A 24,717-nucleotide genomic window follows, 5' to 3' on the forward strand; every position below is an offset into this window, starting at 1 on the left:
GGGGAACGAGGCAGCACGCGACGGATGGCGTCCTGGCTGGAGCGCCCCATGCCCGCGCGGGGCCGGTGTTCCCGGCGATCGGCCGTCTGCTGGATCGCCGCGGGCACTCGCGCACCGTCGATCGTCGGTGACCGCCGTCGCCGCCGCGACGTCCTTGCCATTGGGCAGCAGGCGAGCCGTCGTCCGCACGGTCGGGCAGCCGGTGGAACCGGGCTGCCGGTGGTCGGCACGGTGGGCGCCTGCGGTGCCGGCGCTGGGCAGACTGGTGCCGTGAGCGGGCGACTGGCAGGGAAGACGGCGTTGGTGACCGGGGCTGCGGCGGGCATCGGGCGGGCGGTGGCCGACCGGTTCGCCGCCGAGGGGGCGCGGGTCGCCTACGCCGACCGGGACGTGGCGGGCGTCGAGGCGGCCGCCGCGGCATCAGGTGGGCGGGCGGTGCCGATGGACGTCACCGCCGAGGGCAGCGTCGCCGGTGGCTTCGCCGCACTGGCCGCGGACGGCTGGGTGCCCGACGTCGTCGTCGTCAACGCCGGGGTGCAGCTGTTCGGGCAGGACGCCGAGGTGGCCGACCTGGACCTCGACGTCTGGCGCCGCACCCACGAGGTGAACCTGACCGGGGCGTTCCTGACCGTGAAGCACGCCGTCCGCGGGATGCTGGGCGCCGGCGGCGGCTCGATCGTGTTCACCGGCAGCCCCACCGCCGTCCGCGGCGAGGGTGCGGAGTTCACCGCCTACGCCTCGTCCAAGGCAGGCATGCACGGGCTGGCTCGCACGGTCGCCGCCGCCTACGCCCGCCGGGGCATCCGGGTGAACACCGTCGTCCCGCCGTACACCGAGACCGGGCTGGTCAGCACCCTGACCGCCGACCCCGAGGCCCGGGCCGCGATCGTCGGGCGCATCCCGATGGGCCGCGCCGGCACGACCGGCGACCTCGAGGGTGTGATGGTGTTCCTCGCCAGCGACGAGTCGGCGTTCGCGACCGGTGCCACGTTCGCCGTCGACGGTGGCATGACCACCCTCTGAGCCGTGCTCAGGCCTCCCGGCTCCGGCGCTCGTGCAGCCGGAGCCGGGCGAGCAGGTCGGCGACCAGCAGGCGGAGGTCGACGTCGGTGCACACCCGGCGTCCCGGCTGGTCCGGGGACTCCGTCCACGTGCAGGCCACGTCGTCGAGGGCGGTGACCAGAACCGGCGGGCTGTCGCCGAGCGGCCAGGTCTCCCCTTGCTCCACGAAGTCGGGGACCGGCAGCTCGACGTACTGCCGCCACAGCCAGGCACCCAGCCGCCCGGCGCCGCCCACGTCCTGCTCCAGCTCCGCCACCGAGTACGTGCAGCACCGGTAGGTCTCCAGCGGGAACTGCCATACGGGCAGCTCTGTGCGGCCGAGCACCTCGCGGGCGGCCTCGGCGTCGGTGTCCCGGTTGTACTCGAACGCGTCGGCGTCCAGCGCCCCACCGACCCAGACCAGGGTCAACCGGGTGGCGATGTCCGGGGCCTGGCGCAGCGCCTGGGCGACGTTGGTCAGCGGGCCGGCGCAGACCAGGAAGAGCGGCAGCGGGTCGTCCCGCCGCGCCTCGGCGACGATGGCGTCCGCGGCCGCCGACGAGGTGTCACCGCCGCCGATCGGCACGTCGCACCCGGCGGCCACCACCGGCCGCTGGGTGCCGACCAGGTCGACCAGCTCCTGCGCGCGCCGGGCGCCGGCCGCGGCAGTCCCCTCGGGCGGGCCGAACACCGGGCTGAGGTGCGAGCTGGTCACCGCGACGACCCGGTTGGCGGCGCTGAGCAGGTGGTGGGCCAGGGCGACGAGGCCGTCGGGGTCACCGTTCCAGTCGTTGTCGAGGACGACGCGGCAGCGTTCGGTGATGCGCAGGGACACGTTCTCCTCCAGGAGTCAGACGGCGGGGACGGCGGCCGGGTCGTCGGCACCGGCGTAGCGGAACGAGCGGACGACGACCGACCCGGAGGAGCACCAGACGCCGAGCATCCGGCCGGTCATCCCGCCGGCCACCTCGGTGGAGAGGTACCGGCCGTCGATCCGGCCGAGCTCGGCGAACCCGCCGTCGGCGTCGACGACCCCGGCGACCAGTTGGTCCGGGCCGAGCGCGGTCGAGGAGAAGTGCCCCTCCGACGGGACGGCCCGCACCTCCAGCACGACGTCCCCGGCCGGGACGGCGACCTCACCCAGCAGCGACCGCAGCGGTCCGACCTGCGCGACCGCGCGCACGACGTCCCCGGCCACCTGGAGGTCGAGGCGATGGCGGGGGTCCATCCGCACGGACAGGCCACCGACTCCGTCGCCGTCCGCCGCGACGACCGCACGGGCCCGGCAGTACAGGTGCTCCTGCCGGCGGCCGGCGAAGGTCGCGTCGTCCGAGGCCGGGTCGGCAGCCGCGGCGGTGAGCCGCCAGCCGCCCTCGCCCCGGGTGAGCACGTCGCCGGGGAACCGGCGCGGCGACACCCAGGAGACCGGCAGCCCGGCGCCGGCCAGCTCCTCGACCTCGACCGGCCCGGCGGCCGGGGTCAGCCACTCCCCCAGCCGGGGCCAGCCGTCGGTCCACACCACCTCGGCGGCGAAGGTCTCCCGACCCAGGACGTGGAACTGCGGGCTGGCGCCGCGCGGCCGGACGCCGTGGAAGACGATCGCCCAGCTGCCGTCGGGGCGCTGCACCAGGTCGGCGTGCCCGGTGTTCTGTACCGGGTGCTCGACGCCCCGGTGGGTGAGCAGCGGGTTGTCCGGGCACGCCTCCCACGGCCCGGACGGCGACGGGCCGCGGGCGATGGTGACCGCGTGGCCGCGCTCGGTGCCGCCCTCGGCGATCAGCAGGTACCTGAACCCGCCGACCCGGTACAGGTGCGGGCCCTCCGGAAACCGGCCTCCGGTGCCCTGCCACACGTGCCGCCGCTCGGTCAGCGCCCACCCGGTGACCGGGTCGACGGCCTGCTGCACGACCCCGGCCGGCCCGCCGGCGCCGAAGCCCGCGTAGGTGACCAGCAGCGTGCCGTCGGCGTCCCAGGCCAGGTCCGGGTCGATCCCGCGGACCTCGTCCATCCGGACCGGCTCCGACCACTCGCCCAGCGGGTCCTCGGCGGTGACCAGCGTCTGCCAGCCACCGTCGGCCAGGTTGGTGGTGATCATCCAGAACCGGCCGTCGTGGTGGCGGATCGTGCAGGCGGTGATGCCGCCCGAGCCGGGGGCTGCCGAGACGTCCAGCTGCGACGGGCGGGCCAGCACGTGCCCGACCTGCTCCCAGGACACCAGGTCGGTCGAGCGGAACAGCGGCACGCCCGGGGCGTACTCGAAGCTCGAGTGCACCAGCCAGTACGTGTCGCCGACCCGGCAGACGCTGGGGTCCGGGTGGAAGCCGGGGACGACAGGCGCCGGGGTCACGGGCGCTGACGTCACTGGTGGGCGTCCGGGTCGAAGAACAGCGCAGGCTTCTCCACCGGCGGCGGGACGGTGACCGTGCGGGTGAACGAGTGCCGCCCGGCCGCCACCTGGACCGGTGCGCTGCCGTCGGGCAGGGACACCTCGGCGGTCGTGTTCGGCGGCACGGTCAGCTCCAGCGTCAGCTCGGCGCCGTCGAGGATCCAGGAGACCGCCGCCGTCCCGTACGGCGTCTCGTGGGTCGCGGCAGCGGAGGTGAGGCCGGGGCCGGGGCGGGGGGCGACCCGAAGCCGCCGGTAGCCGGGCTCGGCCGGGGCGAGGCCCGCGACGGCGCGGTGCAGCCAGTCGGCCACCGCCCCGAGGGCGTAGTGGTTGAACGAGGTCATGTCCCCGGGGTTGATCGACCCGTCGGGGAGCATCGAGTCCCAGCGTTCCCAGATCGTCGTCGCGCCCATCGTCACCGGGTACAGCCACGACGGGTTCTCTCGCTGCAGCAGCAGCTCGTAGGCGGTGGCCAGCTCCCCGGCGTTCGTGAGCGCATCGGTGACCAGCGGGGTGCCGAGGAAGCCGCTGGCGATGTGGAAGCCGTCCTTCAGCACCTGGTCGGCGAGCTGCCGGCCGGCGTGCGCCCGCTGCTCGGGGGTGAGCAGGTCGAACTCCAGGGCCAGGGCGTACGCCGTCTGCGACGGGTAGGCCACCCGGCCGTTCGGTGAGACGTACTCGGCGCGGAACCGCTCGGCCGCGCGCTCGGCGAGGTCGGCGAACCGGGCGCCGTCCCGGCCGAGCACCTCGGCGGCCTGCGCGACCGTGCGGGCCGAGCGGGCGAGGTAGGCGGTGGCGACGCACTGCCACGGGGTGCGCGCCGCGGCGGGGTTGTCCGGCGGCGCCGCGGTGTCCAGCCAGTCGCCGAAGGAGAACCCGCCCTCGGGGAAGTCCAGGGCCTCCCCCGCCCGCGCGGCGAAGGCGTCGATCCAGGCGGTCATGGACGGCCACTGGTCGGCGAGCAGCCCGGCGTCCCCGGTGCGCTGGTAGAGCACCCACGGGACGACGACGGCGGCGTCGCCCCAGCCCACCTCCGCCTGCTGCGGGAAGGGCAGCAGCGGCAGGAACGGCACGTACATCGGCACGATGCCGTCGTGGTCGACCAGCTGCTCGACCGCGAGGTCGGCCAGCCAGGAGCGGAGCATCCCGGTGGTGTCGTAGAGGAACGACGCGGACGGCGCGAAGACCTGGAGGTCGCCGGTCCAGCCCAGCCGCTCGTCGCGCTGCGGGCAGTCGGTGGGGACGTCGAGGAAGTTGCCGCGCATCCCCCAGACGACGTTCTCGTGCAGCCGGCTCACGTCGGGGTCGGAGCACGTGAAGGTGCCGGTGCGGCGCAGGTCGGTGTGCACGACGACGGCCTCGAGGTCATCGGCGGTCAGCTCCCCCGGCCAGCCGCTGACCTCGGCGTACCGGAAGCCGTGGAAGGTGAAGCGCGGCTCCCAGGTGCGTGGGCCCTGCCCGTCCAGCACGACGACGTCGGTGGCGTCGGCACCGCGCAGCGGGCGGGTGCCCAGCTCGCCGTCCTCGAGCACCTCCGCGTGCCGGACGGTGACCTCGGTGCCGGCCGGCGCGTCCGGCAGCGACAGCCGGAGCCGGCCGACCAGGTTCTGGCCGAAGTCGACCAGCGTCCTCCCCGACGGTGACGTGCTGATCTCCTGGACCGGCAGGGTCTGGGTGCGGCGCACCGGCGGGCCGGTCGGGGCGACGAGGGTGCCGACGTCCAGCGTCCCGGTCTCCACCGGCGTCCAGGCGCTGTCGTCGAACGCCGGCTGCGACCAGCCGGGGAGCTCGCGGCGGGCGTCGAAGGTCTCGCCGGCGTAGAGCCCGGCCCGGGTGAGCGGGCTGGGCGCCGAGCGCCAGGAGCCGTCGGTGGTGACCACGGTGCGGCTGCCGTCGGGGTGCTCGACCTCGAGCTGGACGAAGGCGCCGGTCCGGTCGCCGTAGAAGGCCCGCTTGCCGGTGAAGCCCAGCGGGCCGGCGAACCACCCCTGCGCGAGGTGCACGCCGAGCGCGTTGGCGCCCTCGGTCAGCAGTGCCGTGACGTCGTGGGTCTGGTAGCGCAGCCGGTGGGTGTAGCTGGTCCAGCCCGGCGCCAGCACGTGGTCGCCGACGACCGACCCGTTCAGCTCGGCCTCGTAGACCCCCTGCGCGGTGGCGTACAGCCGGGCCCGGACCACCGGCTGGTCGAGGGTGAACTCCCGGCGCAGCAACGCGGCCGGCTCGTCGCCGGAGTCGGCGGGCAGCACCGGCTGGACCAGCGTCGCGGTCCAGTCGGCCGGCGCCAGCAGGCCGGCCTCGACGACGGTGTCCTCGCTCCACGCCGACGGCTCGACGGCCCCCTCACCCCACACCCGCACGCGGACCGTGCGACGGTCACGGCTGGTCAACGGCGGCGCTCCCCAGGGCGCGAGCACCGACTCGTCGGACTCCACCCGGCCCGACGACCAGACCGGGCCGTCCTCGGGCGCGATCTCCAGCTCGTACGCGACCTGCCGCCAGCCGTCGAGGTCGGTCCGGGACACCCAGGACAGCCGCGGCCGGGTGTCGCCGATGCCCAGCGGCTCGCGGTGGTGCTCGACGGTCACGGGCAGGACGGTCAGGTCGCTCATGCGGGCAGCTCCAGGGCGGTCGTGAACGTGTGCTCGCCGGGTCCGGCGGATGACGTGGTGCCCTCGGGCAGGACGACCGTCGCCTCGGTGCCGGCCGGGACGACGACGCGCAGCGAGAGCACGCCGTCGGTGATGGCCCAGGCGGAGGAGATCCGGCCGTACGGCGACTGGTGCGCGGCCTCGGCGGAGGTCAGGCCGCCACCGGGCCGGGGCTGGACGCGGAACCGCCGGTACGCGGGCTCCAGCGGCTCGATGCCCGCGGTGTACCGGTGCAGGAAGGAGACGACCGCGCCCTTGCTGTAGTGGTTCAGCGACTCGTGCGGCACGCCGTCGGCGTCCACGCCGTCCCACCGCTCCCACACCGTGGTCGCCCCGCGGTCGATCATGGTCAGCCAGGACGGCTCGGTGTCGGTGAACAACAGCTCGTAGGCGACGTCGAGGTGCCCGGTGTCGGCGAGCACCGGCAGCAGGTACGGCGTGGCCAGGAACCCGGTGCCCAGGTGGGTGTCGGCCTTGCGGACCAGCTCGACCAGCCGCTCGGCGACGGCCGGTCGCAGGTCGGCCGGCACGAGGTCGAAGGCGAGCGCGCGCACGTGGTCGGCCTGGGTGTCGCAGGTCAGCCGCCCCTCGGCGTCCAGGTACTCCGCCTGCCAGGCGGCCCGGACCTCGGCGGCCAGCCCCGCGTACCGGTCGGCGTCGTCGTCCCTCCCCAGCACCGCGGCGATCCGGCTCATCAGTCCGGCGCTGTGCGCGTAGTACGCCGTCGCCACCTCGCCCTTGTCCGCCGCTGCGAAGGCGGCGAAGTCGCCGACGTCCTCCCCGGGCACCAGCCACTCGCCCCAGTGGAAGCCGGTGTCCCAGAGGAACCGCTCGTGCGGCGCAGGCTCCGGCCGGCGGGCGACCCGAGCAGGGTGTCGCTGGTCCCGGGCCATCCGCTCGACCCGGTCGAGCCAGCCGACCATCGTCGGCCAGAGCTCGGCCAGCACCTGCTCGTCGCCGTAGGCGCGGTAGAGCTCCCAGGGCACGACGACCGCGGCGTCGCCCCAGCCGGCCGAGCCGTTCATCGCGGCGACCGGGCCCTCCCGACCCTCGCCGCGGGAGGACGGGCTGATGTTGGCGATCGTGCCGTCGGGCCACTGGTCGGCGGCGACGTCGCGCAGCCACTTGGTGGAGAACCCGGCGACGTCGTAGAGGAACGCAGCCGTGGGCACGTAGAGCTGCCAGTCGCCGGTCCAGCCGGCGCGCTCCCGGTGCGGGCAGTCGGTGGGGACGTCGCAGGCGTTGCCGCGCAGGCTCCACACAGCCGCATCGTGCAGCCGGTCGAGGCGCTCGTCGCTGCAGGAGAACCAGCCGGTGCGGCGCAGGTCGGTGTGCACGACGACGCCACGGACGTCGTCGGCGGTCAGCTCGCCGGGATGGCCCTCGATCCGCACGTACCGGAAGCCGTGCGTCGTCCGCCGCGGTTCGAACACCTCCCCCGGCACGCCGGCGGACACCACCTGGTCCACCTGCCCGGCCGGCAGCGGCTCCGGCAGGAACGGCACGGCCGGGCGGAGGTGGTCGGTGGTGACGTCGCCGTCGGGGCCCAGCCACTCGCCGTGCGTCAGCGTGAGGGTGGTGTTCGCCGGGCCCAGGTCGGTGAGCCGCAGCCAGCCGTTGACGTTCTGGCCGAGGTCGACGACGTGCGCCCCGCCCGGCAGCCGGATGACCGAGACCGGGGTGAGCTCCTCCACCCGGCGGACCGGCGGGGCCGGTGAGTCGACGAGGCCGGCGTAGCCGTGCTGGACGACGGCCACCGGCGCCCAGGCGGCGTCGTCGAAGCCCGGGACGTCCCAGCCGCGCGGCAGCCGCCGCAGGTCCACCCGCTCGCCGGCGATCAGGTCGGCGGCCACCACATGCCCCTCGGCACTGCGCCAGCCCGGCCCGGTGCCGACGACGGTGACACTGCCGTCGGCGTGCACCAGGTGCAGCTGGGCGAGCAGTGCGAGCCGGTCGCCCCACTGGTCGGCGGCGCGCAGGATGCCGATCTGGCCGCGGAACCAGCCGTCGGCCAGCACGACGGACAGCGCGTTGCGGCCGGGCCGGACCGCGGCGGTGACGTCGAGGGTCTGCACCTGCAGCCGGACGTCGTACTGGGTGAAGCCGGGGGTCAGCTCGGCGTCCCCGGCGCGCGCGCCGTTGAGGGAGGCCTCGTAGACGCCCTGCGCGGTGGCGTGCAGCCGGGCGGCGACCACCGGCCGGTCGACGTCGAACTCGTACCGCAGCAGGGCGGCCGGCCGCTCCCCCGGCGGCCCGGCGGGCATCTCCCCCGGCTCGACCCAGGAGGCCTGCCAGTCCTCGGCCCACAGCAGCCCGGCCTCGAACCAGCCAGCCGCGGACGGTCCGCTCTCCCCGAGGTCGGTGCGCACCTGCACCCACCACTGCACCCGCTGCGACGACGCCAGCGGCGGTCCGGCATAGGGCACCAACAGGTTCCGGTCGCCGTCCACCCAGCCGGTGTCCCAGCCGTTGTCCGCGGTGAGCCGGGAGGCCAGCTGCGCACGGGCGCCGGCCGGCAGCCGCCAGGACAGCCGCGGGGCGGTGGTGCAGATGCCGAGTGGTCCGTCGAGGTGCTCGACCCGCAGGTGGTGCGGCGCAGCGGGGTCCTCCATCACGGTCCCGGGACCCGCTCGGCGTGGTGGCAGGCGGTGAGCGAGCCGTCGAGCAGCCGGAGCGGCGGCCGCTGCTCCACGCAGACGTCGGTGGAGAACGGGCAGCGCGGCACGAAGGGGCAGCCGGTGGCCGACGGCGAGGCGGCGCCCGCGGTGCCGAAGCCGGCGGCCTCCCGGGCCGCGCGGCGCGCGGCCTGCTCGGCGGGGCGCGGCACCGGGGCCGCAGCGGTCAGCGCCAGGGTGTACGGGTGCCGGGGCCGCTGGGCCACCTGCTCGGCCGGGCCGGTCTCCATGACCTGGCCGCGGTAGAGCACGACGGTGCGCTGGGACAGGAAGCGCACCACACCCAGGTCGTGGGCGATGAAGAGGAAGGACAGCCCGCGCTGGTCCCGCAGGTCGGCCAGCAGGTTGAGCACCTGCGCCTGGGTGGACAGGTCCAGGGCGGACACCGGCTCGTCCAGCACGACCACCTTGGGGTCGCAGACCAGCGCCCGGGCGATGGCGATGCGCTGCCGCTGGCCGCCGGAGAACTGCGCCGGGCGGCGGTCGACGGCGTCGGCCGGGAGGCCCACGGACTCCAGCCCCGACCGGGCCCGCGCCAGCGCCTCGGCGCCGGTCACGCCCATCAGCCGCAGCGGCTCCACCAACGTCTGGCCGATGGTGCGGGCGGGGTTCAGCGACGAGTACGGGTCCTGGAAGACCACCCGCAGGTCGGCCACCTGGCGGCTGCGCTGCTTGAGCGACATCCCGGTGACGTCCTGCCCGGCCACCTCGACCGTGCCGGCGGTGGGCCGCTGCAGGCCCAGGACCGCCTTGCCGATCGTCGACTTGCCCGACCCGGACTCGCCGACCAGGCCCAGCGTCTCCCCGGGCGCGATGTCGAAGCTGACGCCGTCCACCGCCGGCGGGGTGCTGCGCGCCCGGCGACCCGAGCCGTAGCGGACGACCAGGTCGCGCACCCGGAGTGCGGGTGCCTGCTCCTCCGGGTGGACCTCGCGGGCGGGGTCGGCGAGGGCGGTCATCGGGACGCTCCTGCGGTCGGGGTGGTGGCGGGGGCGTGCGCCGCGCCGACGGGGTCGGCGTCCCAGCTGACGTGGGCGTCGGCGAGCTCGTCGGCCCGGACGCACAGCACCGAGCCGGTGGCGTGGGCGGGCCGGGCCGGGAACGGTGACCGGCACTGGTCCTGGGCGAACTGGCAGCGGGAGGCGAACCGGCAGCCGGCCGGCCACGAGCCGGGCGGCGGCACCGTCCCGGGGATCGACGCCAGCCGCACCGGCACCCGGACGCCGTCGGGCACGTGCGGGTTGGCCGCCAGCAGCGCCTGCGTGTACGGGTGTTCCGGCGCGTCGAGGACGGCGGCCGCGGTGCCGGACTCGACCACCGTGCCGGCGTACATCACGGCCACGTCGTCGCAGATGTCGGCGACGACCCCGAGGTCGTGGCTGACGACCACCACCGACAGCCCGGTGTCCCGGACCAGCGCCCGCAGCAGGGTGAGGATCTCCGCCTGCACGGTGACGTCCAGCGCGGTCGTCGGCTCGTCGGCGATCAGCAGCTCCGGTTCACCGGTCAGCGCCAGCGCGATGCACACGCGCTGGGCCATGCCGCCGGAGAGCTGGTGCGGGTAGCTCCGCAGCACCCGCTCGGCGTCGACGATGCCCACGTTGCGCAGCAGCTCCACGGCGATCCGCCGCGCCTCGCCCCGGCCGACGCCGCGGAACCGGCGGATCGGCTGGGTGAGCTGGTAGGCGACGGAGAACATCGGGTCCAGCGCCACCATCGGCTCCTGGGAGATCAGCGCGATCTCCCGCCCCCGGACGGCGGTCAGCTCCTTCTCGGTGCGGCCGACCAGGTCCTGGCCCCGCCAGTGGATCGCCCCGCCGCGCACCGACACCCCGTCGGGCAGCAGACCGAGCAGAGACCGCGCGGTCATCGTCTTGCCGCACCCGGACTCACCGACCAGACCGAGCACCCGGCCCGGTCGCAACGCGAACGAGACACCGGTGACCAGGTCGGCGCCGTCGTCGACGGCGATCGTCAGGTCCCGGACCTCCAGGACGGCGTCCGGGTCGGCCGGGGCGAGCTCCGCCGCGCCGTCGAGCGGGGCGGTCCGCGCGGGTGACCGGCGACGCCGGCGGACCGGGGCGGCCTCCCCCGCGGCCTTGCCGGCGATGGCGTCGGCCAGCTCGTTGGCAGCGATCACGGTGAGCGCGAGGACCAGCCCGGTCGGCACCATCAGCCACGGCGCGTTGAACACGTAGGACGACGCGTCCTGGATCATGAACCCCCAGCTGGGGTCGGGTTCGGCCGGACCGAAGCCGAGGAAGGCCAGGCCCGCGACGATCAGCAGGCCGATGCCGTACAGCTGGGCGGCCTGGACGGCGATGACGGTGGCCATCGACGGCAGCACGTGCACCACGTTCACCCGCAGCGAGCCCAGGCCGTTCACCCGCGCGGCGTCGACGTAGAGCCGGGTGCGGACCGACTGGGCCACGCCGAGCATCACCCGGTAGACCGCGGCGGAGATGAGCACGCCGAGGACGGCCATGATGATGAAGGTCCGGACCCCGATCACGCCGATGACGGCGAGCAGCAGGATCGTCGAGGGAAGGGCCAGGAACACCTCGGTCACCCGGCTGATCACCCGCTCCACGCGGGGTCCGCGCTCGGCGGCGATCAGCGCCAGCGGCAGGCCGATCCCGAAGGCGACCAGCACGGTCACCGCGGAGGAGAGCAGCGGCTCGGTGCCGGCGGTGAAGATCCGGCTGAGCAGGTCGCGGCCGAGCGGGTCGGTGCCCAGCCAGTGGTCGGCCGACGGCAGCGCCAGCCGGTTGGCGAGGTCCTGCTCGGCGACGCCGTAGGGCCGCCACCACGGTGCGGTCAGCGACGCCACGACGATGAAGAGCAGCCAGCCGGCGGCCAGCAGGCCACCGGGCCGGCGGAGCACCTCGGACAGGCCCTGCCTGCGGGCCGGCGGCCCCGGCTCGGCAGCGACGTCGTCGGCGGCGTCCAGCGGGAGCACGCTCATGCGGCACGCACCTTCGGGTCGAGTGCCGCCACGACCAGGTCGAGCAGCAGGTTGATGACGACGACGACCAGGGTGGCCACCACGACGACGCCGACCAGGGCCGGGAAGTCACTGGAGGCCGCGGCGGCCTGGCCGGCCTGCCCCAGTCCGGGCAGCGCGAAGAGGTTCTCGATGATCACCGAGCCGCCGAACAGCGCGATGAACTGGATGCCGAGCACCGAGACCACGGGGAGGCTGGCGAAGCGCAGCGCGTGCACGTAGCGGATCCGCCACTCCGGCGTGCCCATCGCGCGCAGCGTCCGGACGTGCTCCTGGGCCAGCGCCTGCCGCAGTCCGGCGTTCGCCGTCCGGGCGACGATCGCCGCCCCGCCGATGGTCAGCGTGATCACCGGGATGAGCAGACTGGTCAACCACCCGGCCGGGTCGGCGGTGAACGGCACGTACCCGGTGGCCGGCAGCCACCCCAGCTGGAGCGCGAGCACGTAGACCAGCAGGATGCCGACCCAGAAGACCGGCAGGGACAGTGCCACCCCGCTGCCGGTGGTGATGAGCCGGGCGAGCCGGCCCCCGCGCACCGCCGCAGTGACGCCCAGGACGATGCCGAGGACGCCGGACAGGACGGTGGCGAACAGCGCGATCGACGCCGTCACCGGGACCCGGTCGGCCAGGTCGGCGGCGATCGACCGGCCGTCGATGAGCGAGGTGCCCAGGTCGCCGCGCACCAGGTCACCGAGGTAGTCGAGGAACTGGGTGGGCAGCGGGCGGTTCCAGCCCAGCGCCTCGTTCTCCGCGACGATCCGCTCCGGGGTCGCGTTCGTGCCCAGCCGGACCGCGCCCGGGGAGGTGTCGGTGGCGTGTACCAGCAGGAAGCTGATCACCACCGCGGCGAGCACCGTGCCGATGGCCATGGCCATCCGCCGGGCGAGGAAAGCGAGCATCACGGGGTCCTTCGGCGTACGGGTGCACGGGCCAGGGAACGGTGCAGGAGGGGCCGGTGGCCGCGGGACGTCCCGCGGCCACCGGCCGGTGCCGGGCGGCTCAGGCCGCCGGCTCGACCTCGGAGAGGACCAGGTAGTTGTTCGTCCCCGCGTAGGAGGGCTCGGCGACCTTCTCGGCGTTGTAGCCGGTGTAGGCGTAGTCCTCGTAGACCGGGATGTACCAGCCGTTCTCCGCGATGGCCCGGTTCAGGTCGCCGAGCGCCTGCTCCCTGGCGTCGCCGGTCGCGCCGAGGGCAGCGCCCAGCGCGCTCTGGATCTCCGGCTCGGTCGCGCCCTGCATGTTCATGAAGCCGCCGTAGAGCACCCCGGCGACCCAGCCGGCCGGCTGACCACCGATCGCCATCGGCCCGAAGATCAGCGGGTCGGTGCGGACCGCGGCGAACACCTGGTCGGTCGAGGTGGCCGTCACGAAGTTCATCGTGATGCCGACCTCGGCCAGCTGCTGCTGGATGACCACCTGGTCCTCCGACGGCTGGCCGAGCACCGTGATGTCGAAGGCGAACCCGTCGGGCAGGCCGGCCTCGGCGAGCAGCTCGCGGGCGCGCTCTGGGTCGTACCCGAACTCCTCGTTGAGCGCGGGGTCGAAGCCCTCGGCCTCGGCGGGGAAGAGCTGGGCCGTCGGCTGGGCGCCGGGGTGCAGCTGCTCGACGATCGCCTCGCGGTCGATGGCGTGGCTGATCGCCTGCCGGACCCGCTCGTCGGCGAAGGCGGGATTGGTGGCACCGGTCTTGTCGATGACCGGGAAGCCGACGATCGTGCCGCCGACCTTCGCCAGGCTCGACCGCTGCTCGACCATGTCGATGGTGGTCGGCTTGAGGATGGTGGCGATGTCGGCCTGCCCGGAGATGACCGCGTTGGCCAGCGCCTGGGAGTCGGTGATCACGTTGAACACCACGCTGTCGTAGGCCCACTCGTCGGCGTTCCACGCCTCGTCGTTCTTGTCCAGCGTGTACGTGCTCGCCCGCGTGGTCTCCCCCGCGTTGAGCGTGTAAGCCCCGGAGCCGTCCGGGGTGGTCTCCAGGGAGGCGGGGTCGGCGAGCCCGTCGGGCCCGACGACGACCCCTGCGGTGTCGGTGAGGTTGTTCTCCGGGCTGGCCTGCGGCTGTGCCCAGGTGATCACGACGGTCTGCGGGTCGGGCGCCGCCACGTCGACGATCTCGCTGGCACCGCCGGTGGCGAGCGCGCCGTATGCCTCCAGGTCGGCGTCGTTGCGCCGGTCCAGGTTGGCCTTGACGACCTCGGCGGTCAGCTCCGAGCCGTCGGCGAAGGTGACGCCGTCGCGCAGGGTCAGCGTCGTCTGCGTGTCGTCCTCGTTGTTGCTGAACTCGGTGACCAGGCTGGGTGCCACGGTGCCGTCCGGCTGGGTCACGAACAGCGAGTCGTAGAGGGTGCTGAAGAAGGTGAACTGACCCTGCGAGTACTCCAGCGGGTCGTAGCCGGTCGGCGCGGCGTCCGCGTCGTAGGCGAAGGTCAGCGTGTCGCTGGGCCTCTGGCTGCTCGTGCCTCCGCCGCCCTCGCCACCACCACCGCACGCGGCGAGCGAGGTGAGCGCGCCGGTGGCCAGGACGGCGACGCCGGCCCGCATCAGGGTGGGGCGGCGCAGCGCCAAGGGGTTGCGGGTCCTGGATCGGTTCATCGCCGGTCTGGCTCCTTCGCTTCGTTACGGAGGGGTCATGTCGGCCGGGGATCGGCCGCGCCGGGGAACCGGCTTGGCGGCAACCATGCGGCGGGCCTCACCGTGACGTCAGGCACAATGCCGACCAATGGAAGACAACTGTGGCCTGCGCCTCACCGCGACGACCCCGGAGGCTCGTGCATGACGGACGACGACTCCTCCCCCGCGCGGATCCGCGGCCGGCGCCCGCCGCAGGGCGATCCCGTCGTCGACCGGGCGCTCGCGCTGCTCGGTGCCTTCGACAGCAGCCGGCCGTACCTGAGCCTCAGCGAGCTCAGCCGGCGCACCGGCATCCCGGCCAGCTCGGCGCTGCGACTGGCCGGCCGGTTGCTGGAGTGGGGAGCGCTGGAGCGCGGCGCCGACGGCCGCTTCTCCATCGGTCTCCGGCTGTGGGAGGTGGCCTCCCTGACCCCGCGCAGCCACGAGCTGCGGCAGGTGGCGCTGCCGTTCATGGGCGACCTGGAGGAGGTGACCCGGCAGCACGTGCTGCTCGCCGTCCGGGAGGGCGAGGAAGCGCTGATGGTGGAGCGGCTCTCCTCGCACGGGGCCGTCGCCGCCCTCTACCGGCCGGGCGGGCGGATGCCGCTGCACTCCACCGGGGTCGGACTGGTGCTGCTCGCGTTCGCCGAGTCCGGGTTCCAGGAGGAGGTGCTCGCCCAGCCGCTGGTGCACCAGCCGGAGCAGGTGCCGGTCTCCTCCGCCGCTCTGCGGCGGACGTTGGCCGAGATCCGGCGGGACGGGCTGGCCACGTTCCGGCGAGGCGCGCCCCGGCCGATCGTCTCGGTCGCCGCACCGGTGCACGACGCGCAGGGCACCGTCGTCGCCGCACTGTCGGTGCTGGTGCCCGCGGAGAACGCCGAGCCGCGGCTGCTCGGCCCCGCGGTGCGCACGGCCGCGCGCGGCATCTCGCGTGGACTCGGCGCCTGGCGGTCACCCGGCACACCCTGATCCGACTCGTCTGCCATTGGCCGGCAGCGGTGCTGAGCACGGTGAGCGGCGTCACGCATGCTCGCGGCCACGTCGATCACCCGGAGGCTCCCGCATGACCCAGTTCCCCGACGGCTTCCTGTGGGGCACGGCCACCGCCGCGCACCAGGTAGAGGGCGGCAACGTCAACAACGACCACTGGGAGATGGAGCACGCCGAGCACTCCCCCTTCGCCGAGTCCAGCGGCGACGCCTGCGACTCCTGGAACCGGTGGGAGGCCGACCTCGACCTGGTGGCCGGGGCCGGGCTGGACACCTACCGGTTCAGCCTGGAGTGGAGCCGGATCGAACCGGCCGAGGGCGAGCTCTCCCGCTCGGCCCTGGACCACTACCGGCGCATCACCGACGGCTGCCGCGACCGCGGGCTGACCCCGATCGTCACGCTGGTCCACTTCACGATGCCGCGCTGGATGATGCACGACGGCGGCTGGACCGGGCCGAAGGCCGGCGACCGGGTCGCCCGGTTCACCGAGCTTGCCCTGCCGGCGGTCGAGCACGCCGAGTACGTGCTCACCCTCAACGAGCCGAACCTGATGGCGGTCCAGCCGGTGATCGGCGCGATGGCCCGGCGCGGCGAGCCGATCCACGGCCTGCCCGTACCCGACCAGGGTGTCGCCGAGGCGCTGATCGGGCTGCACGGCCGCAGCACGGAGGTGCTGCGGGGTGCCGGTGCTCCCCCGTCCGGCATGTCGCTGGTCGGCCTGGAGTACATCGACGAGGGCGGCGGGCAGGAACACCTGCAGGCCGCCCGCGCGGCGATGATGGACCAGTTCCTCCGGGCCGCGGCCGGCGACGACGTCGTGGGGCTGCAGGTCTACACCGCCCAGCGGTTCGGCGCCGACGGGCTGATCGCCGCGCCGGCCGACCGGCAGACGCTGGCCCACGGCATGGAGCGCCGGCCGGAGGCCCTCGGCGCCGCGATCCGGTACGCGTCCTCCGTGCTGCCGGAGACCCCGCTGCTGGTCACCGAGAACGGCATCGCCACCGCCGACGACGCCGACCGGATCGCCTTCACCGCCGACGCGCTGACCGGTCTGGCCGCGGCGATCGCCGACGGTGCCGACGTCCGCGGCTACGTGCACTGGAGCCTGCTGGACAACTTCGAGTGGATGCTCGGCTTCGCCCCCACCTTCGGCCTGGTCGCCGTCGACCGGGAGACGTTCGCCCGTACGCCGAAGCCCAGCCTGGCCTGGCTGGGCGAGGTCGCGAAGCGCAACGGCCTGGCCTGACCCCGATCCCCGTGCCGGCCAATGGAACGGCCGGGGACGAAGGTGACGGCGGTCACCGATGCTCGACCAGTCAACGCCGACCTGAACCGGGAGCACCCATGAGCTTCGAGTACCTGATCGACCCCGCCAAGGGCCCGCAGTGGCAGGGACTGCTGCCCGGCAAGCCGCAGCCCTACGTGCTCCGCAAGGGCGAGGGCGAGCACGCCAAGCTCTTCGGCGACGTGTTCACCGTGCTGCTCTCCGGCGACGAGACGCAGGGCCAGTTCGGCATCGTCACCGCCGACTCCCCGGCCGGCGACGTCATCCCGACCCACTCGCACAACGAGACCCACGAGACCTTCTACGTGCTCGAGGGCAAGGTCCGGCTCTTCTTCGAGGACGGCGAGGGCGCCAAGCAGTCCCAGCTGCTCACCCCGGGCGACTTCGGCTACGTGCCGGCCGGCTTCGCGCACGCCTACCAGGTCGTCGAGCACGCCCGGATGATGGGCACGCTCTCCGGCGGCTTCGAGCGGTTCTTCCAGCACATGGGCACCCCGACCGACTCCACCCGCCCCGACCAGCCGCCGTTCATCCCGGACTTCCCGCGCATGCAGGCAGCCGCGCAGCAGCACAACATGCAGTTCAAGCCCGACTTCGAGTGGCCTGAGCCCACCGCCTGACCTGCGCTCACCCACCGCCGTCCCCTCCGGCGCCGAGAGTGGCTGCACTCCCGGCGCCGGAGGTGTGTCCTGAGGAGACCCGTGCCCGCGCCCACCCTCCCGCTCCCCCCGCCCGCCCACGAGGCACCGCTGCCGCCTGCTCGTACCGGCGCCGCCGGCGTCCGGGTGCTCTGCGGCGTGCCGTACGCGGCGCTGCCCGGCGCCCGGCCGCTGGAGCTGGACCTGTACCTGCCGGCCGGGGACGGACCACATCCGGTCGCGCTGTTCCTGCACGGTGGCGGGTGGCGGCTGGGCAGCCGGCACACTGCCGGCCCGATGTACCGGGACGCCGACCCCACCCCGTTCGAGCAGGTGGCCGCCGCCGGCATCGCGGTGGCCAGCCTCGACTACCGGCTGTCGGGTGAGGCGGTGTGGCCGGCGCAGCTGCACGACGCGAAGGCCGCCGTCCGCTGGCTGCGCTCACGCGCCGGTGAGCTGGGCGTCGACGCCGACCGGATCGCCGCCTGGGGCGAGTCGGCCGGTGGCCACCTGGCCGAGCTGCTCGGTCTCACCACCGACGCCGCGCTGGAGGGCGAGGTGGGCGTCACCGGTCCGCCGTCAGCGGTCTCCGCCGTCGTCGCCTGGTACGCGCCGAGCGACGTCGCGGCGGTGGCGACCGACATCGGCAACGACCCGGCGGACCCGGCCAGCCGGGAGGCGCAGCTGATCGGCGCCCCGGCGTCCGCGGCCGCCGGCCTGGCGGCGCAGGCCAGCCCGATCACGTACGTCTCCCCCGCTGCACCGCCGGCCCTGCTGCTGCACGGCCGGGCCGACCGGTTCGTCGCGACCGTGCAGAGCCAGCGGCTGCACGACGCCCTGACCGCCGCGGGGACGGACGTGGAGCTGCACACCTACGACGGCGCCGACCACATGTGGCTGGGGGCGCCCGACGCCGCCACCGACGCACTCGACCGCACGATCACCTTCCTGCGGCGCCACCTGATCGACGAAGGAGACCGGGCATGAGGACAGTCGGCATCCGCCGGGACGGCGGAGAGGTGCAGGTCGCCGCACTGTCCGACGACGGCACCTCGGTCACCGTGGTCGCCGGGCTGGACGACTTCTGGACAGACGCCGCCGGGCACCTGTCCCGCGAGCCCCGCGGGGAGACGCTCGCCGCCGCCGACGTCGAGTTCGTGCCGCCGGTGCTGCCCGGCGCCCGGGTCATCTGCATCGGGCTGAACTACCTGAAGCACGTGGCCGAGGGCAGCTTCCGCGACCAGGAGGTGCCGCCGTACCCGACGTTGTTCGCCCGCTGGACCCAGTCGCTGACCGTGGGCGGCGCGGAGGTGCCGGTGCCGGCCGACGAGGACGGGCTGGACTGGGAGGGCGAGGTGGTGGCCTACGTCGGCAGCACGCTGGTCGACGCCACCCCCGAGGAGGCGCTGGCCGCCGTCGTCGGCTACTCGACCTTCAACGACCTGACCTCCCGCCGGGCGCAGAAGCTCACCAGCCAGTGGATCCTCGGCAAGAACGGCGACAACTCCGGCCCACTGGGGCCGCTGGTCGGTGCCGCCGAGGTCGGCGACCTGCGCGACGGGCTGCGGGTGCAGACCCGGGTCAACGGCGAGACCGTCCAGGACGGGCGCACCGACGAGATGGTCTACACCGTCGGCGACACCCTCTCCCTGATCTCCCGGACGTTCACCCTGCGGCCCGGCGACCTGCTCGCCACCGGCACCCCGTCCGGTGTCGGCTACGCCCGGACGCCCCCGTGGCTGCTGGAGCCCGGGGACGTCGTCGAGGTCGAGGTCGAGAAGCTCGGCGTGCTGACCAACACGGTCGTGGGCAACGAGGTGCGCCGTGGCCGGTGAGTTCCGGCAGTACCTCTTCCCGCACGACCACCCCCGGCTGGCCGAGGTCCGCGGCCTGGACCCCTACGCCTACCGGGAGCACGCCCGGACCCCGGGCACCTTCACCGGCGGGCTGGTCGAGGGCTGGACGCCGCTGTACCTGGAGGAGTTCCGCGGGGTCACCTCCGACGGCACCCTCCGCGAGGGGCTGTACCCGCTCACCCCGGCCGAGCCGGGCGAGGAGGCGCCGGTCGCGGCCATGGTGGCCGCGGCGCAGGACCTGCTCGCCGCCCTGGACGACGACGGCCGGGGCCGGATCGCCTTCCCGGTGGACGCACCCGAGTGGCAGACCTGGGCCAACCCGGAGTTCATGCAGTTCGACACCGGTCTGCGGCTGGAGTTCCAGCCGCCGGAGGTGCGGGAGAAGGCGCTGGCGCTGGTCCGCGCCTCGCTGTCCCCGGAGGGCTTCGAGCTGACCCACGCGATGATGCTGATCAACGGCTTCCTCGGTGAGGTCGTGGGGCTGGCGAACGTGCTCAACGAGTTCAGCTACAACATCGCCGTCTACGGCACCCCCGACCTGCGCAGCCCCTGGGGGTGGCAGCTGTTCGGCCACCACTGCGCGCTGAACTGCCTGGTCGTCGAGGGCCGGATGCAGCTGTCCCCGGTCTTCCTCGGCGCCGAGCCCAACGAGATCGACGCGGGCCCGCACGCCGGCACCGAGTCCTTCACCGAACGGATCGCCGCCGGCCTGGCCGTGATGGCCGCCCTGCCGCCGGAGCAACGGCAGGCGGCGACCGTCTACGCGCAGATGGTCGACCCGGCCATGCCGCCGGGTCGGGTGCACCCCGGCGACGAGCGGCACCTGGCCGGCGCCTTCCAGGACAACCGGGTGATCCCGGTCGAGGGCATCCCGGTCGCGGAGATGCCACCAGCGGCGCAGCGCCTGGTGCTGGCGATCGTCGAGCAGTTCCTCGGCCTGCTGCCCGAGGGCCCCCGCCGGGCCCGGGTGCGCGAGGTGACCGCGCACCTGGACGAGACCTGGTTCAGCTGGATCGGCGGCTGCGAGCCCGGCGACGTCTTCTACTACCGCGTCCAGTCGCCGGTGCTGATCACCGAGCTCGACCACCACTGCGGCGTGTTCCTGGACTACCGGACGCCGCAGCCCTTCCACGTGCACACCGTGCTGCGCACCCCGCACGGCAACGACTACGGCCGGGCCTGGGTCCAGCAGTGGCAGGCCGCGCACGGGTCCTGACGACGGTCCCGTCTCCCTCTGCCGCTCAATGACATCGGGGTACGACGACGTGACGGCCGCCACGATGCTGGACGTGCGTCCCGCGCCGCTGACCTGGCCGGACGCCGCCACGTCCCTGCACCGCTCAGCCTCCGGGCACCGCAGCCCACGACAGGAGAACCCATGACCGCCGTGCCAGCCCGCGTCCCGGTGTTGATCGCCGGCGGGGGGCCCAGTGGCCTGGCTGCCGCGCTCGAGCTCGGCCGGCGCGGCATCGAGGTGCTCGTCGTCGAACCGCGCACCACCCTCGACCCGCTCCGCCCGCGCGCCAAGACCACCAGCGTGCGCACGATGGAGCACCTGCGCCGCTGGGGCCTGGCCGACCGGCTGCGCGCGCTGGCCCCGTTGCCGGTGGACCACGCGCAGGACGTCGTCTTCTGCACCGGCCTGTTCGGGCACGAGATCACCCGGTTCCCCGAGGCCTTCGGGCTCACCACGGAGCGCCGGGACGACTACGCCGAGCCGGGCCAGCAGGCCCCGCAGCCGCTGGTCGAGCAGCTCCTCCGGGATGCCGTCGCCGAGCTGCCGTCGGTCACCGTCCTCATCGGCTCGCGCGTCGTCGAGGTCACCGACGGCCCCACCGCGGCCTCGGCCGTCCTGGAGGGCGCGGACGGCGAGCGGCACCAGGTCACCGCCGACTGGCTGCTGGGCTGCGACGGCAGCAGCGGGGTCACCCGGCGGGCGATCGGTGCCCGGTACGCCGGCTCCTCGGGGACCCTGCCCAACGTGAGCATCGCCTTCCGCTCCTCGCAGCTGGAGCAGCGGGAGCTGTGCGCGGTCGGCGTCCACTACTGGGTGATCGGCGCGGAGCTCGGCGGCCTGATGGGCCGGCTGGACCTCGACGGCACCTGGTGGGCGATCGTCCAGGGCGTCGACGCGGAGACCGAGCAGGTGGACCCGGTCCGGCTGGTGCAGGCGCTGGTCGGCGCGGACGTCGACGTGGAGGTGCTGGCCACCGACCCCTGGTCGGCCCGGATGCTGCTGGTCGACCGCTACCGGGGCGAGCGGGTGTTCCTGGTCGGGGACGCCGCCCACCTGAACCCCCCGTGGGGCGGGCACGGCTTCAACACCTGCGTCGGCGACGCGGTGAACCTGGGCTGGAAGCTCGCCGCGGTGCTGCGCGGCTGGGCCCCGGAGTGCCTGCTGGACAGCTACCAGGCCGAGCGCCGGCCGGTGGCCGAGCGGACCATCGCCGCGGCCGGTGCGCAGGAGGCCTTCCTCGCGCCGTCCTTCGCCACCGGCGACCTGGACGCCGAGTCCGCCGACGGCGTCGCCCTGCGCGCCGCGGTCGCCCGCGCGCTGCAGGTCAAGGACCCGGAGTTCCACAGCCTCGGGCTGGTGCTCGGCTACGACTACCCCGGCTCACCGGTCGTCGTCCCCGACGGCCTGCCCGTGCCCGAGCCGGAGCTGGTCACGTACCGGCCGTCGGCCCACCCGGGCGCACGGCTGCCGCACACCTGGCTGCCGGACGGCCGTTCGCTGTACGACCTGCTCGGCGCGGAGTTCACCCTGCTGCGGCTGGACCGCGCGGCGGCCACCGAGGGGCTGGCCGCGGCCGCCGCGCGGCGCAACGTGCCGTTCCGGGTGGTGGACCTCGAGCACGTACCCGGGCTGCGGGAGCGCTACGGAGCCGACCTGCTGCTGGTGCGCCCGGACCAGCACGTCGCCTGGCGCGGCGCGGAGCCGGCGGACGCCGAGGCGCTGCTCGCCCGGGTCGTGGGCGCCGGGGAGATGGCCGATCTGCTCCTCCCCTAGCGTGACCGCATGACCCTCGCGCCTCCCACCTCGCCGTTCATCGCCCGGCCGGAGCTCCTCGACGCCGACCCGCTGGCCCCGACCGGGCGGCCGGTCGGGTGGGGCGTGGTGGCCACCGGCGCGATCGCCGCCACCGTCACCGCTGACCTGGCGCTGCTGCCCGACGCCGTCCTGCAGGCGGTCAGCTCCCGGCAGCCGGCGCGGGCCCAGGCCTTCGCCGAGCAGCTCGGCTTCGCGTCCTGGTACGCCGACGACGAGGCGCGGTCGGGGCTGGACGCCCTGCTCGCCGACCCGGCCGTCGAGGTCGTCTACGTCGCCACCCCGCACGCCCAGCACGCCGCCGTGGTCCGCGCGGCGCTCACCGCCGGCAAGTCGGTGCTCTGCGAGAAGCCGGTCACGATCAACGCCCGGGAGGCCCAGGAGCTCGTCGACCTGGCCCGGGAGCGGGGGCTGTTCCTGATGGAGGCGGTCTGGACCCGCTTCCTGCCGGCGTACCAGCGCGCCCTGCAGATCGCCGCGTCCGGGGAGATCGGCACGGTGCACTGGGTCGCCGCGGAGGTGGGCTTCCCCGCGCCGCTGGACCTCACGGCCCGGATCTGGGCCCTGGCCGACGGCGGCGGCGCGCTGCTCGACCTCGCCGTCTACCCGCTGCTGTGGGCCTGGGGCACCCTCGGGCTGCCCGACTCGGTGCGGGCCACCGGCGCGCGCACCCCCGAGGGGGTCGACGCGCAGAACGCCCTCACCCTCGGCTGGGATTCCGGCGCCCAGGCTCAGCTGACGACGTCCCTGCTGGCCCGCTCACCGCACACCGCGCTGATCTGCGGCAGCGACGGCTGGATCCGCACCGACGGCGCCGACGCGGTCTACCGGCCCACCCGGCTGGACGTGCAGGTCAGCGACGCCGCCGTCCGCACCGAGGAGTTCCCGCTGATCGGCTCGGGCTACGTGCACGAGCTGCGGGAGGTCACCCGCTGTCTCCAGCAGGGCCTGACCGAGAGCCCGGTGATGCCGCTGGAGCACTCGCTGGCCACCATGCGGCTGCTCGACGGGGCCCGCGAGCAGCTCGGGGTGGTCTACCCGAACGACGAGCGCTGACCGTCAGGTCACGTGGCGGGCGACGTTGACCACGGTGCCGTCCGGCGCGCGGACGAAGAACCGCCGCACGCCCCAGGGTTCGGTGGTCAGCGGGTGCACGATGTCGTAGCCGAGGCGCTGCGCCTCCGCGTACGCGGCCTCGACGTCGTCGGTCTGCACCGAGATCGCGGAGTCCTCCGGTGCCGTGGCGTCCCGGGTCACCAGCTGGACGCTCTCCCCCGTGTCGGGCGAGGTGTACCGGGCGACCCAGCCGAGGGAGAACTCCTCGGTGCTCAGTCCGAGGAAGCCGGTGTAGAAGCCCGTGGCCTCCTCGAGGTCGGGCACGCTGAGGTTGGTCAGGATGCGGACGACCCGCATGCGGTCCTCCTGATGAGGGTTCGTGCGCTGCTCGGCCCAGGGTGAGCAGACCACGAGTTCGTCGGAGGGCCAACAGCGGCGGCGAGTCCCCGGGAGGTCGTCAGGTGTTCCGTGACCGGGCGGATGCTCCTGCTCGTCCCGCTACCGTGTGGCGGTGATCACCGTCTGCGGCGAGCTCGTCATCGACCTGATCCCCTCCGGGGACCCGACTCCGGGCGCACCGCCGCAGTACACCGCCTTCCCCGGCGGCAACGCGCTCAACGTCGCGGTGGCGGCCGCCCGGCTCGGCGCGACGACGCACCTGATGTCCCGGGTCGGCCCGGGCCCGTTCGGTGCGCTGCTGCGCGACCACGCGGCCCGCAACGGCGTGGCCACCGACGCGATGCTCACCGCACCCGAACCGGTCAGCCTGGCCGTGGTCGAGCTGGCCGAGCAGGGATCGGCGAGCTACTCCTTCCACACCGTGGGCGCCGCCGACTGGCAGTGGACGGCGGCGGAGCTGTCGTCGGCCTGGCCGGCCGACACCCGGATCGTGCACATCGGGTCGATCTCCAGCTGGACCCCGCCGGGCTCGCTGGCCATCGCCGACCTGGTGCGCCGGGTGCGCGCCGAGGGCACCGCGCTGGTCAGCTTCGACCCGAACGTGCGCCCCACCCTCATCGACGACGACGAGGCGGTGCGCGCCCAGGTGACCGAGCTGCGCCGGGTCGCCGACGTGGTGAAGGTGAGCGCCGAGGACCTGGCGTGGCTGGAGCCCGGCGCGGACCTGGACGAGGCCGCCGCCCGGTGGGCCACCGAGGGCCCCGCCCTGGTGGTCGTCACCGACGGCGGTGACACCCTGCGGGCGGCCCGCCCCGGCGGCGCGGTGCTGCGGGTGCAGCCCCCGTCGGTGACCGTGGTCGACACCGTGGGCGCCGGCGACAGCCTGGCCGCCGGGCTGTTCGCCGGGCTGGCCCGTACCGGCGTGCTCACCTCCGCCCAACTGCGCGACCTGCCCGAGCCCGAGCTGACCGCCCTGCTGGACGACGCGGCGCTGGTCGCCGCCCTCGCGTGCACCCGCGCCGGGGCGGACCCGCCGACCCTCGCCGAGCTGGCGGCCGCGCGCCGCTGAGGCCGGGA

The 24,717-nt window shown here is 74.5% G+C and carries 19 protein-coding genes; 10 read left to right on the plus strand and 9 right to left on the minus strand.

Annotated elements, in window-relative coordinates:
- The first annotated feature begins 270 nt into the window (after positions 1-270).
- Positions 271-1,023 carry an SDR family NAD(P)-dependent oxidoreductase gene (locus O2W53_RS12580; RefSeq protein ID WP_269163375.1) on the plus strand — a complete coding sequence of 251 codons (753 nt, stop codon included), beginning with the start codon at positions 271-273 and terminating at the stop codon, positions 1,021-1,023.
- Between the two features lie 7 nt (positions 1,024-1,030).
- On the opposite strand, the gene O2W53_RS12585 is transcribed toward O2W53_RS12580, so the two are convergent.
- The 8 genes from O2W53_RS12585 to O2W53_RS12620 form a co-directional block, all read right to left on the minus strand.
- Positions 1,031-1,876, minus strand: a complete 846-nt coding sequence (locus tag O2W53_RS12585; RefSeq protein WP_269163376.1) for a nucleoside hydrolase — start codon at positions 1,874-1,876, stop codon at positions 1,031-1,033.
- 15 nt (positions 1,877-1,891) lie between these two features.
- Positions 1,892-3,388, minus strand: coding sequence for a glycoside hydrolase family 43 protein (locus O2W53_RS12590; protein ID WP_269163377.1), 1,497 nt, complete (start codon positions 3,386-3,388; stop codon positions 1,892-1,894).
- An 11-nt stretch (positions 3,389-3,399) separates the two neighbouring features.
- Entirely contained in the window at positions 3,400-6,036 is a 2,637-nt protein-coding gene (locus O2W53_RS12595; protein ID WP_269163378.1) for a glycoside hydrolase family 78 protein, read from the minus strand.
- Positions 6,033-8,687 (minus strand): family 78 glycoside hydrolase catalytic domain, encoded by a 2,655-nt coding sequence (locus O2W53_RS12600; protein ID WP_269163379.1) that lies wholly within the window; start codon positions 8,685-8,687, stop codon positions 6,033-6,035. The genes O2W53_RS12595 and O2W53_RS12600 overlap by 4 nt, the downstream gene beginning before the upstream one ends.
- Positions 8,687-9,709: an oligopeptide/dipeptide ABC transporter ATP-binding protein gene (locus tag O2W53_RS12605; RefSeq protein ID WP_269163380.1), complete on the minus strand. Its 1,023-nt coding sequence runs from the start codon at positions 9,707-9,709 to the stop codon at positions 8,687-8,689. Before O2W53_RS12605 ends, O2W53_RS12600 begins: the two co-directional genes overlap by 1 nt.
- Positions 9,706-11,715, minus strand: coding sequence for a dipeptide/oligopeptide/nickel ABC transporter permease/ATP-binding protein (locus O2W53_RS12610; RefSeq protein ID WP_269163381.1), 2,010 nt, complete (start codon positions 11,713-11,715; stop codon positions 9,706-9,708). Before O2W53_RS12610 ends, O2W53_RS12605 begins: the two co-directional genes overlap by 4 nt.
- Positions 11,712-12,653 (minus strand): ABC transporter permease, encoded by a 942-nt coding sequence (locus O2W53_RS12615; protein WP_269163382.1) that lies wholly within the window; start codon positions 12,651-12,653, stop codon positions 11,712-11,714. Before O2W53_RS12615 ends, O2W53_RS12610 begins: the two co-directional genes overlap by 4 nt.
- A gap of 100 nt (positions 12,654-12,753) precedes the next feature.
- Positions 12,754-14,349, minus strand: a complete 1,596-nt coding sequence (locus O2W53_RS12620; RefSeq protein WP_269163383.1) for an ABC transporter substrate-binding protein — start codon at positions 14,347-14,349, stop codon at positions 12,754-12,756.
- A gap of 180 nt (positions 14,350-14,529) precedes the next feature.
- On the opposite strand from O2W53_RS12620, the gene O2W53_RS12625 reads away from it, so the two are divergent.
- The 8 genes from O2W53_RS12625 (at position 14,530) to O2W53_RS12660 (ending at position 23,241) form a co-directional block, all read left to right on the plus strand.
- The gene (locus O2W53_RS12625; RefSeq protein WP_269163384.1) at positions 14,530-15,336 is read left to right on the plus strand and encodes an IclR family transcriptional regulator; all 807 of its coding nucleotides are present in this window, start codon (positions 14,530-14,532) and stop codon (positions 15,334-15,336) included.
- Positions 15,337-15,430: 94 nt separating this feature from the next.
- Positions 15,431-16,603, plus strand: a complete 1,173-nt coding sequence (locus O2W53_RS12630) for a glycoside hydrolase family 1 protein (protein ID WP_269163385.1) — start codon at positions 15,431-15,433, stop codon at positions 16,601-16,603.
- 98 nt (positions 16,604-16,701) lie between these two features.
- Positions 16,702-17,262, plus strand: coding sequence for a quercetin 2,3-dioxygenase (locus O2W53_RS12635; RefSeq protein ID WP_269163386.1), 561 nt, complete (start codon positions 16,702-16,704; stop codon positions 17,260-17,262).
- A gap of 81 nt (positions 17,263-17,343) precedes the next feature.
- Positions 17,344-18,267, plus strand: coding sequence for an alpha/beta hydrolase (locus O2W53_RS12640; protein WP_269163387.1), 924 nt, complete (start codon positions 17,344-17,346; stop codon positions 18,265-18,267).
- A complete protein-coding gene (locus tag O2W53_RS12645) occupies positions 18,264-19,115 on the plus strand; it encodes a fumarylacetoacetate hydrolase family protein (protein ID WP_269163388.1) in 852 nt (283 codons plus the stop codon). The genes O2W53_RS12640 and O2W53_RS12645 overlap by 4 nt, the downstream gene beginning before the upstream one ends.
- Positions 19,105-20,352 (plus strand): DUF3500 domain-containing protein, encoded by a 1,248-nt coding sequence (locus O2W53_RS12650; RefSeq protein WP_269163390.1) that lies wholly within the window; start codon positions 19,105-19,107, stop codon positions 20,350-20,352. The genes O2W53_RS12645 and O2W53_RS12650 overlap by 11 nt, the downstream gene beginning before the upstream one ends.
- A 162-nt stretch (positions 20,353-20,514) precedes the next feature.
- Positions 20,515-22,146, plus strand: coding sequence for an FAD-dependent monooxygenase (locus tag O2W53_RS12655; RefSeq protein WP_269163391.1), 1,632 nt, complete (start codon positions 20,515-20,517; stop codon positions 22,144-22,146).
- 9 nt (positions 22,147-22,155) lie between these two features.
- On the plus strand, positions 22,156-23,241 hold the full coding sequence (locus tag O2W53_RS12660) for a Gfo/Idh/MocA family protein (RefSeq protein ID WP_269163392.1): 1,086 nt from the start codon (positions 22,156-22,158) through the stop codon (positions 23,239-23,241).
- A 3-nt stretch (positions 23,242-23,244) separates the two neighbouring features.
- Here the strand turns inward: O2W53_RS12660 and O2W53_RS12665 are convergent, their stop codons facing one another.
- Entirely contained in the window at positions 23,245-23,598 is a 354-nt protein-coding gene (locus O2W53_RS12665) for a VOC family protein (RefSeq protein ID WP_269163393.1), read from the minus strand.
- A gap of 154 nt (positions 23,599-23,752) precedes the next feature.
- Between O2W53_RS12665 and O2W53_RS12670 the strand changes: the two genes are divergently transcribed.
- The gene (locus O2W53_RS12670; RefSeq protein ID WP_269163394.1) at positions 23,753-24,709 is read left to right on the plus strand and encodes a carbohydrate kinase family protein; all 957 of its coding nucleotides are present in this window, start codon (positions 23,753-23,755) and stop codon (positions 24,707-24,709) included.
- The last annotated feature ends 8 nt before the right edge of the window (positions 24,710-24,717 follow it).

This window comes from Modestobacter sp. VKM Ac-2978, from assembly GCF_026968025.1.
Lineage (GTDB): Bacteria > Actinomycetota > Actinomycetes > Mycobacteriales > Geodermatophilaceae > Modestobacter.

Coding starts and splice junctions, on each gene's coding strand:
- O2W53_RS12595 (WP_269163378.1), bottom strand. CDS start 6,036: ATGAGCGACCTGACCGTCCTGCCCGTGACCGTCGAGCACCACCGCGAG.
- O2W53_RS12600 (WP_269163379.1), bottom strand. CDS start 8,687: ATGGAGGACCCCGCTGCGCCGCACCACCTGCGGGTCGAGCACCTCGAC.
- O2W53_RS12605 (WP_269163380.1), bottom strand. CDS start 9,709: ATGACCGCCCTCGCCGACCCCGCCCGCGAGGTCCACCCGGAGGAGCAG.
- O2W53_RS12610 (WP_269163381.1), bottom strand. CDS start 11,715: ATGAGCGTGCTCCCGCTGGACGCCGCCGACGACGTCGCTGCCGAGCCG.
- O2W53_RS12615 (WP_269163382.1), bottom strand. CDS start 12,653: ATGCTCGCTTTCCTCGCCCGGCGGATGGCCATGGCCATCGGCACGGTG.
- O2W53_RS12620 (WP_269163383.1), bottom strand. CDS start 14,349: ATGAACCGATCCAGGACCCGCAACCCCTTGGCGCTGCGCCGCCCCACC.
- O2W53_RS12625 (WP_269163384.1), top strand. CDS start 14,530: ATGACGGACGACGACTCCTCCCCCGCGCGGATCCGCGGCCGGCGCCCG.
- O2W53_RS12630 (WP_269163385.1), top strand. CDS start 15,431: ATGACCCAGTTCCCCGACGGCTTCCTGTGGGGCACGGCCACCGCCGCG.
- O2W53_RS12635 (WP_269163386.1), top strand. CDS start 16,702: ATGAGCTTCGAGTACCTGATCGACCCCGCCAAGGGCCCGCAGTGGCAG.
- O2W53_RS12645 (WP_269163388.1), top strand. CDS start 18,264: ATGAGGACAGTCGGCATCCGCCGGGACGGCGGAGAGGTGCAGGTCGCC.
- O2W53_RS12655 (WP_269163391.1), top strand. CDS start 20,515: ATGACCGCCGTGCCAGCCCGCGTCCCGGTGTTGATCGCCGGCGGGGGG.
- O2W53_RS12660 (WP_269163392.1), top strand. CDS start 22,156: ATGACCCTCGCGCCTCCCACCTCGCCGTTCATCGCCCGGCCGGAGCTC.
- O2W53_RS12665 (WP_269163393.1), bottom strand. CDS start 23,598: ATGCGGGTCGTCCGCATCCTGACCAACCTCAGCGTGCCCGACCTCGAG.